This is a genomic window from Streptosporangium sp. NPDC006930 (assembly GCF_040635605.1).
Lineage (GTDB): Bacteria > Actinomycetota > Actinomycetes > Streptosporangiales > Streptosporangiaceae > Streptosporangium.
On sequence record NZ_JBEYID010000011.1, the window covers coordinates 36,822 to 50,746 of the forward strand.

At 72.6% G+C, this 13,925-nt stretch carries 10 protein-coding genes; 7 read left to right on the forward strand and 3 right to left on the reverse strand.

Going from position 1 to position 13,925, the window contains the following annotated elements:
- The first annotated feature begins 11 nt into the window (after nt 1–11).
- The 5 genes from ABZ664_RS20380 to ABZ664_RS20400 all read left to right on the forward strand — a co-directional run bounded on the left by ABZ664_RS20380 (nt 12) and on the right by ABZ664_RS20400 (nt 7,804).
- Nucleotides 12–1,544, forward strand: a complete 1,533-nt coding sequence (locus tag ABZ664_RS20380; RefSeq protein WP_362511776.1) for an SWIM zinc finger family protein — start codon at nt 12–14, stop codon at nt 1,542–1,544.
- Complete coding sequence (locus tag ABZ664_RS20385; RefSeq protein ID WP_362511779.1) at nt 1,541–2,953, forward strand: DUF5691 domain-containing protein; 1,413 nt, start codon at nt 1,541–1,543, stop codon at nt 2,951–2,953. Before ABZ664_RS20380 ends, ABZ664_RS20385 begins: the two co-directional genes overlap by 4 nt.
- Nucleotides 2,953–4,020: an AAA family ATPase gene (locus ABZ664_RS20390; RefSeq protein WP_362511782.1), complete on the forward strand. Its 1,068-nt coding sequence runs from the start codon at nt 2,953–2,955 to the stop codon at nt 4,018–4,020. The genes ABZ664_RS20385 and ABZ664_RS20390 overlap by 1 nt, the downstream gene beginning before the upstream one ends.
- An 87-nt stretch (nt 4,021–4,107) precedes the next feature.
- On the forward strand, nt 4,108–6,660 hold the full coding sequence (locus ABZ664_RS20395) for a DUF5682 family protein (RefSeq protein ID WP_362511785.1): 2,553 nt from the start codon (nt 4,108–4,110) through the stop codon (nt 6,658–6,660).
- Complete coding sequence (locus tag ABZ664_RS20400) at nt 6,653–7,804, forward strand: VWA domain-containing protein (RefSeq protein ID WP_350944177.1); 1,152 nt, start codon at nt 6,653–6,655, stop codon at nt 7,802–7,804. The genes ABZ664_RS20395 and ABZ664_RS20400 overlap by 8 nt, the downstream gene beginning before the upstream one ends.
- A gap of 198 nt (nt 7,805–8,002) precedes the next feature.
- Here ABZ664_RS20400 and ABZ664_RS20405 read toward each other — a convergent pair whose 3' ends face one another.
- A complete protein-coding gene (locus ABZ664_RS20405; protein WP_362511789.1) occupies nt 8,003–8,443 on the reverse strand; it encodes a thioesterase family protein in 441 nt (146 codons plus the stop codon).
- The gene (locus ABZ664_RS20410) at nt 8,444–9,073 is read right to left on the reverse strand and encodes a TetR/AcrR family transcriptional regulator (protein WP_362511792.1); all 630 of its coding nucleotides are present in this window, start codon (nt 9,071–9,073) and stop codon (nt 8,444–8,446) included.
- A gap of 255 nt (nt 9,074–9,328) precedes the next feature.
- Here ABZ664_RS20410 and ABZ664_RS20415 point away from each other — a divergent pair, with 255 nt between their 5' ends.
- Nucleotides 9,329–10,876, forward strand: a complete 1,548-nt coding sequence (locus ABZ664_RS20415) for an MFS transporter (RefSeq protein WP_362511795.1) — start codon at nt 9,329–9,331, stop codon at nt 10,874–10,876.
- Nucleotides 10,877–11,143: 267 nt separating this feature from the next.
- Nucleotides 11,144–12,157 (forward strand): enolase C-terminal domain-like protein, encoded by a 1,014-nt coding sequence (locus ABZ664_RS20420; protein ID WP_362511797.1) that lies wholly within the window; start codon nt 11,144–11,146, stop codon nt 12,155–12,157.
- Between the two features lie 181 nt (nt 12,158–12,338).
- On the opposite strand, the gene ABZ664_RS20425 is transcribed toward ABZ664_RS20420, so the two are convergent.
- Nucleotides 12,339–13,847 (reverse strand): LCP family protein, encoded by a 1,509-nt coding sequence (locus ABZ664_RS20425; RefSeq protein WP_362511800.1) that lies wholly within the window; start codon nt 13,845–13,847, stop codon nt 12,339–12,341.
- Nucleotides 13,848–13,925 lie beyond the last annotated feature (78 nt).

Consider the following 13,925-nt stretch of genomic DNA (forward strand, 5'->3'; position numbering starts at 1 on the left):
AGGTTCGGTCCGTGATCGAACGGTGGAACCGGGATCAGGTGCTGGCGCTCGCGCCCGACGCCTCATCCAAGAAAGCGGCCCAGGGCGTTTCCTCCCCCGGCAAGTGGTCGGGATGCGGCGTGACCGCCGACGTGGTGTGGGGCGAGTGCGCGGGCAGCGGCTCCAAGCCCTACCGGGCGTGCGTCGACCTGTCGGAGCCCGCCTACCGATGCAGCTGCCCCAGCCGGAAGTTTCCGTGCAAACACGCCCTCGGCCTGCTGCTGCTGTGGTCGGCAGACGGTGTTCCCGCCGCCGAGGAGCCCGCCGACTGGGTGGCCGAGTGGCTCGAAGGGCGGCGCGGTCGCGCCGCCAAGGCGGCGGAGGCGGGGACGGCCCGCGCGGCCAGGGCCGCCGAGCCCGGTCCTGCGGACGGTCGCCGGGCCGCGCAGCGCGAGCAGCGGGTGACCGCGGGGCTGTCGGATCTGGAGCGCTGGCTCGCCGACCAGGTCAGGCAGGGCATCGCGAAGTCGCGGCGCCACGATCAGTGGGACGACCTGGTCAAACGCCTGATCGACGCTCAAGCGCCCGCCGTCGCGGGTTCGCTGTCGCGCCTCGGTGCCGTGCTGGACGGCGACGACTGGCCCGCACGTCTCCTCAGCGAGTACGCGCTGCTGCACCTGCTCTGCGTGGCCCATCGCAGCCTTCCCCTCCAGGCCGGCGACGGCTCCGAGGCCCGTTCCGACGCGCTGGACGGCGAGGAGGTACGCGGGGAAGCGGCTCCCGTGGGGCTTCTCGAAAGGGTGCGCGACCGGATCGGCTTCCCGATGACGAAGGAGGAGGTGCTCGCCCGCGGCACCGTGCGCGACCTGTGGGACGTGCTGGGACGGCGCGACGAGGAGCACGACCGGCTGATCGCGCGCCGGGTCTGGCTTCGCGGGCGCGCGACGGGCCGGGCGGCGCTGGTGCTCTCGTTCGCCCCGGTCGGACAGGCCCTCGACGCCTCACTCGTCACCGGCACGACCATCGACGCCGACCTGGCGTTCTATCCCGGCTCCGCTCCGCTGCGCGCGGTGGTCGCCGCCCGTCACGGGTCCGTTCGCGATGACTCCGCCCGTCATGACTTTGCCCGTCATGACTCCGTTCACCATGACCCCGCCCACCGCGAACCTGCTCACGATGACCCGGCCCACCGCGATCCCGGTCTTCGCGACCACGTTCGCGACGGTCCCGCCCCTCACGCCGTCGCCCGTGACCGTGTCGCCACGGCGGGGCCGCCGGGTCTCACCGTCGAGCAGGCTCTCGACGAGGTGGCCCAGGCCCTCGCGGGCGACCCCTGGCTGGACTCCTGGCCGCTCGTGCTGGAGGGGGTGACCCCCGCGGGCAGCGGTTCGCGCCTCCTGGCCGGGCCCTCCGGCGGGCTGCCTCTCCATCCGTCCGCGGGCACCCCGTGGCGGCTGGTCGCCACCTCCGGCGGACACCCGTTGACCGTCGCCGCCGAATGGACCCCGAGGGGACTGCGCCCCCTCACGACCTGGGACGAGGAAGGCAGGGTGATCGTCCTGTGAGCACCTCCGCCGAATGGGAGGACCTGGTGTCCACCGCGCTCGTCGGGACCGACCGGCGCCCTCTGCCGGGTCAGGAGGCGAGCGAGGTGGAGCTGCTCGGGCGCGCGGTCGTGCACACGCTGCGGATGCGCGCGGGACGGCGGCCGGTCGCCGCGGGTGAGCCACCGGCCGTCGCGGCGCCCGAGGAGCAGCCCGCGGTCTCGCGCGCCGCGGGGGAGCGGCTCTCCCGCATCCTCGGCGGTGAGCAGCCGAGGCTGCTCACCGAGTGGCTGGAGACCGCGGCCGCGCGCGGATACCGCCTCTCGCCGCACCTGCTGCCCGAACTTCTCGACCACGCGGCCAAGGACCGGTCGATCCGCCCCCACCTCGGCGTCCTCGCGGGAAACCGAGGACGCTGGCTGGCCGGGCTGAACCCGGCGTGGGCCTTCCTGCTGGAGGAGGTCACCGGAGTCGCCACCACCGGCTCCGACGAGGTCTCCGAGATCTGGGAGTTCGGCACCCCGGGTGACCGCCGCGTCCACCTGGGGGCCCTGCGGGCGACCGACCCGGCGAGGGCGCGAGAGCTGCTCGCCGCCGGCTGGGAGAAGGAGACCGCCGAGGACAGGGCGGCGTTCCTGGAGGTTCTCGTCACCGGGCTCTCACCCGACGACGAGCCGTTCCTGGAGGCCGCGCTCGACGACCGCCGCCGTGAGGTCCGCAACCAGGCCGCCGACCTGCTCACCCGGCTCCCCGGATCGCGCCTGGCCCTGCGCATGGCCGAGCGGGTCGCCCGCTACGTCACCGTCTCCGGCGGCGAGATCCACGTCACCCCGCCGGTGGCCTGCGACAGCACCATGGAGCGCGACGGCATCCGGACGAAACCGCCCCGGGGGACCGGTGAGCGGAGCTGGTGGCTGCAGCAGGCCGTGGCCCGCACCCCGCTCGGTGTCTGGCCTCGGCTGCTCGGACGACCGCCTCGCGACCTGGTCCGGATGAAGATCGTCGACTGGGGTCGGGAGCTCATGGCCGGTTGGGTGAGGGCCTCCGTCATCCAGGGCGACCCGGAGTGGGCGCTGGAGCTCTTCGCCTGGGATCCGCTCGCCGATCTGCTGGCCGCGCTGCCCCGCGACAGGCAGGAGATCGTCGCGGCCGACTTCGTTCGGCGGCACGGCCTGGACGGTCAGCTGATCATGGTCCTCGGCGGGGCCGCGGCCCCCTGGGGACCCGTTCTGGCCACGGCCGTCCTCCAGAAGATCATCGACGTTTCCGGCACCCAGCCGTGGAACCTCGGGGAGCTGGCCAGGCTCGCCGGTGAACGCATCGACCCCACCCTGCACGACATGGCCGGGCGCCTCTCGCCGGAGCCCCCCATCCAGGAGGTCGCCGCCCTCCTGCGTTTCCGTGACGACATGTTGAAGGAGCTCAGATAGTGACAACGGTTCTGCGGGCCCACGCCGAAGACCAGTACGCCGAGGAGCTGGCGATTCTGGCCAAGGGCGACGATCGCACCCGTCCGCCGGGCTGGAAGCTGTCGCCCTGGGCGGTGACCACCTACGTTCTGGGCGACGGCGACCAGATCACCCCCAAGTACATCGGGCCGCGGCGCATCGTCGAGGTGGCCGTGGCGACGCTCGCCACCGACCGCGCGTTGCTGCTGCTCGGGGTGCCCGGCACCGCCAAGACCTGGCTGTCCGAGCACCTGGCCGCCGCGATCAGCGGCGACTCCACCCTCCTGGTGCAGGGGACGGCGGGCACCGCGGAGGAGGCCGTCCGCTACGGCTGGAACTACGCCAGGCTGCTCGCCGAGGGCCCGTCCATGGAGGCGCTCACGCCGAGTCCGGTGATGCGGGCGATGGCCGAGGGGCGGCTCGCCCGCGTGGAGGAGCTGACCCGCATGCCCTCCGACGTCCAGGACGCGCTGATCACCGTCCTGTCGGAGAAGACGCTGCCGATCCCCGAGCTCAACCGGGAGGTCCAGGCCTCGCGTGGTTTCAACATCATCGCCACCGCGAACGACCGCGACCGGGGCGTCAACGACCTGTCGAGCGCGCTGCGCCGCAGGTTCAACACCGTCGTGCTGCCGGTGCCCGCCACCGCGGAGGAGGAGGTGGACATCGTCTCCCGGCGGGTCGGTCAGCTCGGTCGTTCCCTGGAACTGCCCGAGACCCTCACCGGCCTGGAGGAGATCCGCCGCGTCGTCACGGTCTTCAGGGAGCTGCGCACCGGTGTCACCGAGGACGGCCGCACCAAGGTCAAGTCCCCCAGCGGAACGCTCAGCACCGCGGAGGCCATCTCCGTCCTCACCAACGGCATCGCCCTGGCCGCGCACTTCGGCGACGGGGTGCTCCGCGCTTCCGACGTGGCCTCGGGCATCGTCGGCGCCGTGATCCAGGACCCGGTCTCCGACCGCGTCGTCTGGCGCGAATACCTGGAGACCGTGGTGCGCGAGCGCCAGGACTGGCGCGACTTCTACCGGGCCTGCCGTGACGCGGGCTGAGGCGGTGGCGCCCGAGACGGGCGCGTTCCCGGTCTTCGCGCCGGCGACGCCGCCGGTCGCGCCTTCCCTGCCGGGCGGGGGACGCCGATGAGCGTCTCCGTGCTGGGAATCCGGCACCACGGCCCGGGGTCGGCGCGGTCCCTGCGCGACGAGCTCGAACGCCTCAAGCCGGACGTCGTTCTCATCGAGGGCCCGCCCGAGGCGGACGAGCTGGTCAGGCTGGCCCGTGATCCCGACCTGCGGCCGCCGGTCGCGTTGCTCGCCCACGTACCGGGTGAGCCGTCCAGGGCCGCGTTCTGGCCGTTCGCGGTGTTCTCCCCCGAGTGGCAGGCGATCCGCCACGCCGTCGCGGCGGACATCCCGGTCCGCTTCTGTGACCTGCCGGCCGTGCACGGCCTCGCCTCCCGTCCTGGCGAGCCCGGTGACGCCGGGCCAGGGGAGCGCAGGCAGCGGGAGGCACCGGAGGACGCCGGAGCGCGAGGACCGGACGACAAGGTCCCCGACACCCGGGACGAAGCGGCCCACGACGGCGAGGCGGACGGCGACACGGACGGCGGCACGGAGGACGAGGCGGACGGCGCTCCGGAGTCCGTACGGATCGATCCGATCGGGACCCTCGCGCGCGCCGCCGGGTACGACGACCCGGAGCGGTGGTGGGAGGACGCGGTCGAGCACCGTGGCGATACCCCGTTCCACATGATCGCCGAAGCGATGGAGGCCGTCCGCGAGGGGCACGTCGCCGACGCGTACGAGGCGCGGCGCGAAGCCTTCATGCGGCGCACGATCCGCAGAGCGGTGAAAGACGGGTTCGAGCGGATCGCCGTGGTCTGCGGGGCCTGGCACGTCCCCGCGCTGGCGGGCACATCGCGCGAGGGCGCGCCCTGGGGAGCCGGGCTGCCCACGGCGAAGGCCGACGACGCGCTGCTCAGAGGGCTGCCCAAGGTCAAGGCCGAGATGACCTGGGTGCCGTGGACGTACGGGCGGCTGGCCGCCTGGAGCGGGTACGGCGCGGGAGTGACCTCCCCGGGCTGGTACGACCACCTGTTCGCCTCCCCCGACCGGCCGGTCGAGCGATGGCTGACCGGGGCGGCCGGGGTGCTCCGCGAGGAGGACCTGCCGGTCTCCTCCGCGCACGTCATCGAGGCGGTCCGGCTCGCGGAAAGCCTGGCCGTGCTCAGGGGACGGCCGCTGGCCGGGCTGGCCGAGGTCACCGAGGCGGTCAGGGCGGTGCTGTGCGAGGGCGACGACCTGCCGGTCGAGCTGATCCAGCGGCGTATGGTCGTGGGGGAGCGGCTCGGCAGTGTGCCCGACGACACCCCGATGGTCCCTCTCCAGCGTCACCTGCGCGAGGAGCAGCGGCGGGTGAGGCTCAAGCCCGAGGCGCTCGATCGGGAGTACGACCTCGACCTGCGCAAACCGCTCGACCTGGAGCGCAGCAGGCTGCTGCACCGGCTGCGCCTGCTCGGCGTCGGCTGGGGCACCCCCCAGGAGAGCCGGAGCAAGGGCACCTTCCGCGAGTCGTGGTCGCTCGCCTGGCGGCCCGAGTTCGACATCGACCTGATCGAGGCGAGCTCCTGGGGTACGACCGTCCCGGCCGCCGCCGCCGCGCGCGTCCGAGACCTCGCCGACGGGGGAGGAGCACCCGGCGGCGCGGCCGGTCCGGGAGGCGGTGCTCCGGGGACGGCCGGTCCGGGAGGCGGAAAGCGGGGCACCGCCGGTGGCGGTGTGACGCTGGCCGGGCTCACCGGCCTGGTGGAGCGCTGCCTCGTCGCCGACCTGCCGGAAGCGCTGCCGCACGTGCTCGACGCCCTCTCGGCGCGGGCCGCTCTCGACAACGACGTCACGCACCTGATGGACGCGCTCCCGGCGATGGTCCGCGCCCAGCGCTACGGCGACGTGCGCGGCACCCCGGCCACCGGCCTGGCCACCATCGTGGAGGCGATGCTCACCAGGATCTGCGTCGGCCTGGGTGGCGCCGTCACCGGTCTCGACGACGACGCCGCCCGCGACCTGATCCGGCACATCGACGCCGTCCACGCCGCCGTCGCCCTGCTCGACACCGGCCCCACCAATCCGGACGGTGCCCGTGCCACCGAGTGGGGTTCCGGGGAGTCCGGGAAGGTCGGGGAGGAAGCGCCGCGAGAGCGGTGGCTGGTGGCGCTGCGCGGGGCCTGCGGCCGCGCCGACCTGCACGGGCTCATCGAGGGACGGCTCACCAGGATCCTGCTGGACGCCGCCGACCTCGACACGGCCGAGGTCGGGCGACGGATGTCGCGGGCGATGTCGGCGGGACACCCGCCGGCCAGGGCGGCCGCCTGGATCGAGGGGTTCCTGTCGGGAGGCGGGCTGCTGCTCGTGCACGACCCCCGGCTGCTCGGACTGATCGACGAGTGGCTCACCGGGCTCGCCCCCGAGACCTTCGTCGATGTGCTCCCCCTGCTCCGCAGGACGTTCGGCGCCTTCGCCGCCCCGGAGCGGCGCTCGATCGGCTCGCGCGTCCGCTCCCTGGACGCGGGCACCGGCGACCTCGCGCCGGACGCGGAGGACTTCGACGAGGAGCGCGCGGCGGCGGCCGTGCGGACCGTGCTGACGATTCTGGGACCGGCGATCTCTGGAAGGACGGGCAGCGCCGATGGATGAGAGACTTCGCCGCTGGCGAATGGTTTTGGGCGGCGACGCGGACGGCACGGGGTGCTCGCTCACCGGGACCGACGCCCAGATGGACGGCGCGCTGGCCGCCCTGTACAACGGCGGCGGCGAGGGGTCGGAGCGGAGCGGTGGCCTGGGCGCCTCCGCACCCAGGGTGGCGCGCTGGCTGGGCGACATCCGCTCCTACTTCCCCTCGACCGTCGTCCAGGTCATGCAGAAGGACGCCGTCGAGCGACTGAACCTGACCCGGCTGCTGATGGAGCCGGAGATGTTGGAAGCCGTCGAGCCGGATGTCCACATGGTCGGCACGCTCCTCTCACTCAACCGGGTGATGCCGGAGAAGGCGCGCGAGTCGGCCAGGGCGCTGGTCCGCAAGGTCGTCTCCGAGCTGGAGCGGAAACTGGTGCAGAAGACGAAGGCCGCGGTGACCGGCGCCCTGGACCGCTCGGCGAGGACCCACCGGCCCAAGCGGGTCGCCGACATCGACTGGGACCGCACGATCCGGGCCAACCTGAAGAACTACCTGCCCGAGCGCAACACGGTGATCCCGTCCAGGCTCGTCGGTTACGGCAGGCGCCAGCGGGCGGTTCAGCGCGAGGTCGTGCTCTGCATCGACCAGAGCGGGTCGATGGCCGCCTCCGTCGTCTATTCGAGCGTCTTCGGCGCGGTGCTCGCCTCGATGAGCTCGCTGAGGACCTCGCTGGTCGTCTTCGACACGGCGGTCGTCGATCTCACCGACCAGCTCCACGACCCGGTGGAACTGCTGTTCGGCACCCAGCTCGGCGGCGGCACCGACATCAACCGGGCCATCGCCTACAGCCAGGGGCTCATCACCCGGCCCAATGACTCGATCTTCATCCTGATCAGCGACCTCTACGAGGGGGGCGTACGGGAGGAGATGCTCCGCAGGGTCGCCCAGATGACCGCGTCCGGTGTCCAGGTGATCGTGCTGCTCGCCCTCTCGGACGAGGGGGCGCCCTTCTACGACCATGACAACGCCGCGGCGCTCGCGGCGATGGGGGTGCCCGCCTTCGCCTGCACTCCCGACGCCTTCCCCGACCTGATGGCCGCGGCGATCGAGCGCCGCGACATCGGCCAGTGGGCCGAGCGCAGGCTGGAGCGCACCGCCACCTGATCCCGTCCCGGTGAGGGCGGTAGGGCCACGGGGGCCCGCCCTCACCGGGGCGTCAGGGGACGGCCCCGGCTCGCCGTTCGCGGGTCCGCGGCCTGAGGAACCTGGATCGGGCCGTGGCGCGATCCGCGATGTGAGCGACCTGGACCGGTTCGTGGCGCGGTCCGTGGCGTGAACGACGCGGATCGGCTTGTGGCGCGGTCAGGGCGTGGGGGCGAGCAACTGCTTGAGGGAGTCGCGCAAGGGCTCGCTCATCGGGCTCGGCCGCAGCGTGGCCGGGTCGAGCCTGACCTGGACCCGGCGGCCCTCGGCGTGCACGACCGTGTGGTCGGCCGACAGCACGCGGAAGCCGTACACCACGCTGGTGGTGCCCAGGCGTTCCAGCCAGAAGTGCACCGCGGCCTCGCCCACGGTGTTGATCGGCATGTGGTAGGTGATGGAGAACTCGCGTACCACGAAGAAGATCTCGGCGAAGTGCGACCGGGCGGGGTCGAAGGGCCATCCCCGCTCGGCCCAGTAGTCGGACAGCGCCCGCTCGAGAAGCAGGACGTAGCGGGCGTTGTGGACGACGCCCATCGCGTCGAGGTCGTCGAAGTGGATCTGGACGGGCTGGATGTGCCCGCTCCGCAGGACGGTCGTCATTCAGGTCTCCGGGAGGACGCAGGGGTCGGTCGAGAGGGAACGGAGCCGTTCGAGGACGGCCGTGCGCGCGAACCGGTAGCTGTGCTCGCGTTTGAGCAGGTGGGTGTGGACGACCACGACCGAGCCGAGTGCTTCGATCTCGAAGGCGAGCTGGGCGGGGTCGGTGCCGGGTCGCAGATCGCCCAGCTCGATCGCCAGCTCGCTGAGCCGGGTCAGCAGGTTCATCCAGCTGCCGACGGCGTCGGCGATGGCGTCGTGGACCGGGCCGGGGCGGTCGTCGAACTCGCCGTCGACGGCGCCGAAGAAGCAGCCGCCGGGCAGGTGTCTCGCGCGGTAGAAGTCGATGCGGCGCTCATGCAGGGTCCACAGCCTGCGCACCCCCCGGGGGCCGCGCAGGGCGGGCTCGATGATGTGCTCGGTCCACTGTTTTCTGGCGTGTTCCACGATCGCGAGTTGAAGCGATTGTTTGTCGGGCCAATGAGTGAAAAGTCCGGACTTGCTCACGTCGAGTGTCGCGGTCAGCCGGGCGAGTGACAGACCGTCGAGTCCTTCGACCGAGGCGAGCCGGACGGCGGCGTCGAGGACCGTCCGGCGAGTGCGCTCCCCGCGCTGGAGTCGTCCGTCGATCATGCCCGGAACTCTAGCAAACAATATGACCGACCGGTCGTTAATATTCTTCGCCGCTTCGCCGCTTCGCCGCTTCGCCGCTTCGCCGCTTCGCCGCTTGGCCTGGCCTCCCGCGTCGTGGGCAGCGGCCAGAATCGATGTGAAACGGTATGGGTGCCCCGAGCCTGGCCTCCCGCGTCGGCGGACGCCGGTCCTACGACCAAGGGCTGATCCGGGGGCCGATGCCTGCCGCCGCGCGGTGGCCGTACCGTCGACCCCATGACCACCGTGATGACCGACAAGCCTCCCGCCGGGATATTCGCCCGGAGCCACCGCGCTCTCACGGTCGGGATGGTGGCCCTCATCTTCCTGGCCGCCTTCGAGTATCTCGCGGTGGCCACCGCCATGCCGGTCGTGGCAGACGAGTTGGACGGTCACGCGCTGTACGGGCTGGCGTTCAGCGGGGCGCTGGCGGCCGGGGTGGTCGCGACGGTGCTGGGCGGGTGGTGGGGCGACCGCAGGGGGCCGGTCGCGCCGCTCTGGACCGGGGTGGCGATCTTCGCCGTCGGGCTGGTCGTCGCCGGTGCGGCGCCGACGATGGACGTGTTCATCGTGGGCCGGTTCGTGCAGGGATTCGGCGCGGGCATCCTGCAGGTCTCGATGTACGTGCTGGTCTCGCGGTCCTACCCGGCGGAGCTTCATCCCCGGGTGTTCTCGATCTTCGCGACCGCCTGGGTGGTGCCCTCCATGGTGGGACCCGCGATCACCGGCGTCGTGGTGGAGAACGTGGGCTGGCGCTGGGTCTTCATCGGCGTGACGGGAATCCTCCTCCCGGCGGCGCTGCTGCTCTGGCGCGGGCTGGCCTCCGCGCCGATGGCGAGGCCGGAGAAGGCCGAGACGGAACCGGTGTCGGTGTCGGTGTCGAGGCCAGTGCCGGTGTCGGGGGCAGGCGCGGGGCCGGTGATGGAGCCGGTGCCGGGGGTCGGCGTGGGCGCGGCGGTGTCTGGGGCGGGCGCAGGAGCGGCGACGGAGCCGGGGACGGCGACGGAGCGGCCGTCCGGCGCCCGGTCCTCGATCGCGCGCCGACTGGGCTGGGCGCTGCTCGTCGCGGCAGGGGCGGCGCTCATGCAGTACGGGGCGTCGGCGCTCACGGGGGACGGTGGCACGGCGCGCGGCACCGGGTTCGTCCTGCTCGCCGCCGGCCTGGCCATGCTGATCGCGGCACTGCCCCGGCTGCTCCCGCCGGGAACCCTGCGCGCGGCCCGTGGGCTGCCCTCGGTGATCTCCCTGCGAGGGATCGCGGCGGGCGCGGCCATCGGCGGCGAGGCGTTCCTGCCGCTGATGCTGAACCAGGAGCGCGGCCTGTCGCTGACGATGGCCGGGCTCACCCTGACCGGCGGCGCGCTGAGCTGGTCGTTCGGATCCTGGGTGGTGGGGCGTAAGCGGTTCGACCGGGTTGTGGTGCTGCGTTCCGGCTCGGTGCTGATCGCCACGGGCCTCGCGCTGATGGGCCTGACCGTCTTCGCCGTCGTCCCGGTCGCCACCGCCTTCCTCGGCGAGATCATCCTGGGCCTCGGTATGGGCATCGTCTATCCGACGCTTTCCGTGCTCATCCTGGAGCTGTCGCCCCCAGGCGAGGAGGGGGAGAACAGCGCGTCGCTCGGTGTCGCCGAGTCGGTCTACACGGTCGTCGCCGTAGCGATCACCGGGGCTCTCCTCGCGGCCCTGGGCGCCTCGGTCGCCGTCTACGTGCTCTGTTTCGGGCTGACGGCGCTGATGGCGGCCACCGGGGCATTCGTCGCCGGCCGGGTCCTGCCCAGGACTTGAGGTCTGCTCGTCTCTGCGCTTCGAAGCCCCCTGCGCGTCCGACACCTCAGGTGGAGGGGGTGAGTCTCTCCACCCCTCCACCGAATCCCCTTCCGCGCCGGAGGCGTTCACCAGACGCCGTGGCACCATGGGAAGAACGCCGTTCTTCGTGGTGTTGAGGGGGAGTCCCGCCTTCGGGCGGGATTCGCGTTTCCTGGCCCGGCTTCTCCGGGCACTGAAAGTCGCCGGAGTCCGAGGTTCTTCGGGCTCGGAGAGATCGAGGGGTCCATGCCGCGTATTCGTGAGCTTGAGGTGTTCCGGCTGATACTGCCGTACGGCAGGCGGCCGGAGAGCATCCTCGTCCGGCTCACCGACTATGGCGGGATGACCGGGTGGGGCGAGGTCGTCGACGCCGACCCCAAGACCTGGGTCGCGCTGGAGGAAGGGCTCGCGCAGGCGCTGATCGGCGTCGACTGGGAGCATCCCGACGAGCTGGGTTCGGTTCCCGGAGGCTCGGCCGCCGACATGGCCTGCTGGGATCTGTGGACGAAGATGCGCGGGGTGCCGCTCGCCCACGCGCTGGGCGGCACCCGCACCTCGCTCATGGCCACCGTCAGGATCGGTGCGGAGCGCAATCTGGAGAGCCTGGTCGCGCGGGTGAACCGGCACGTCTGCGCCGGGTACGCCCACGTGACCCTGGATGTTCACCCAGGCTGGGACATCGAGCCGCTGCGCGCCGTCCGTCAGGCGTACCCGGCGCTGGGCATCGGCGTGGACGCCCGCGGCGCCTACACCGACATCGACGCCCTCGAGGCGCTGGACGCCTACACGCTCTCCGTCATCGAACGCCCCTTCGCCGGTCTCGCGAGTCTCGGCGACCACGCCGACCTGCAGGAGCGCGTCGCCGCCCCGGTGCTGCTCGAGGTCTCCTCGGCCGAGCAACTGGACGAGGCGGTCACCGCGAGGGCGGGCCGGGCACTGCTGCTCCGTCCCGCGGCCCTCGGCTCCCTGCGCGAGGTGCGGCGGGTGCACGACCGCGCGGTGCGCGCCGGATGGGAGATCGCCTGCGCGGGAGGAAAGGGCACCGGGCTGGCCCGCGCGGCCACCGTCGCCGCGGCCAGCCTGCCCGGCTGTGACCTGCCCTGCGACGTGGCCGAGCCGCCGCGCAGCGCGCAGATCGTCGACCCGCCGGTCGGCGCCTCGGGCGGCGTGGTGGCCGTGCCGCTCACCCAGGCGGGTCTGGGTCACCGCATCGACGAGGACCGGGTCCGTCGCCTGTCCAGGGAGTCGTACCTGGCTTGACGCGCTTCCCGGCGTGCAAGCCGGAGCACCGGCCCGCCATGTGGTGGCCGAGGGCCCGGTGACGGATCGTGCGGGAGGTCGACCGCGCCCCGGCCTGTCCGGGGAACCCGGTCGCGCCTCGGCCGTCGTCCGGAGGGCCGTCGCCAGGAGAGCCGGTGTCCTGAGACGGGTGGGCCCTCGCTCAGCCGCAGCCTTCGGTGATGCCCTTGGGAGCGGTCGGATCCGGTGTCGCCGTGGCGCTCGTTCCCGGGAGGGGGGTGCGGGTGGGCCCTCGCTCAGCCGCAGCCTGGGGGGTGCGGGTGGGCTCTCGCTCGGCCGTGGCCTTCGGGGTGGCGCCGGGGGCCGCGGTGGCGGTGAGAGGGCGCCGGGTGACGACCGAGGCGCGCAGGGCCTTGGCGGTGACCGTACGGATCTTGGTCCAGTCGGGGTAGCCGGTGTTGATCAGCGGTGGGACGAACTGGACGCTGGTCACCTTCGCGTTCTTGACCTTCAACGCCAGCGGGACGAGGTGCTCCAGCATCGGGCGCGGGATGTCGGTCCGCAGCAGTTCCTTGGTGGCGAGCGCGACCTGGTTGAACCTGGACAGTACGGTCGCCGGGTCCGACTGGGAGAGCAGCGCGCCCAGCACGCAGCGCTGGCGTCCCATCCGGGTGTAGTCGTCGCTGTTGGTGCGCGAGCGGGCGAACCACATCGCGTCGGCGCCGCGCAGTTTGCGGGTTCCGGCCTTGACCAGGCCCTCGTCGTACTTGCCGAAGACCACGTCCTGGGGAACGGTGAGCGTCACGCCTCCGATCGCGTCGATCAGCCGGGCGAACCCCCACATGTTGACCAGGGCGTACCAGTCGATCTTCAGACCGAGCGTGTAGCCGACCGTGTCGACGAGCGTCCTGGTGCCCTGGTTCTTCCGGCCCCCGAAGATCTCCGGATGCGAGTCGGCGTACTCCCAGATCGCGAAGAGCAGGTCCTCGCGCGAGCCGTCGGGGTTGGCCGGGAGCCGGAACCCGTCGGGAAAGCGTCTCGCCATGGGGGAGCCGGGGACGAAGCGGACGTTCTCCAGGTTGCGCGGCAGGCTCAGCAGCACGGTGTTGCCGGACTTGACGTCGATGCTGGCCACGTTGATGCTGTCGGTCCGCACGCCCACCCGGTGGGTGTCGGCGTCGCCGCCGAGCAGCAGGATGTTCACCCGGTCGCGGCCCGCCCAGGGGTCCTCCTCGCGGCCGTCCCCGTCGCGCGCGGGACGCGGTGTGGACGGGGCGTTGAAGACGTCGTCCAGTGCCGACTGCGAGACCGCCGCGTACTGTCCGACCAGGCCGAACGGCAGGAGCACGGCCACCGCGAGCGTCCCCGCCACGCCTCCGGCGATCGCCTGCCCCGTACTGGGCAGCGTGCCGGGGTTCATCACCACGAACGAGTGCACGATCAGCGTGAACCAGGCGACGCCGAGCGCGAGGGAGGCCACCGTGACGACGGTCAGCCAGGGGGAGGTGACCAGTCGCCCGGCGAGGTCGGCGAGGTCGGAGGTGAGCGCGACCCACAGCAGGGCGAGCAGCAGTGCCGTGTACGCGCACAGGATCGCCAGTCCCGTCCTGCGCCATCCGGCGCGCAGGTGCGCGGCGCCCGGGGCGACGGCGGCCAGTGCCGTCCAGCCGATGACCGCACCGACGCCGGGCGGCTTTGATCTGTCCCGCAATTGCTCCCCGTTTCCTCGCGCTTGACCGCCGCAGGGAGATGGTAGGGGGGCGAAACCAGGTCGCGGGCGACAAGCGGG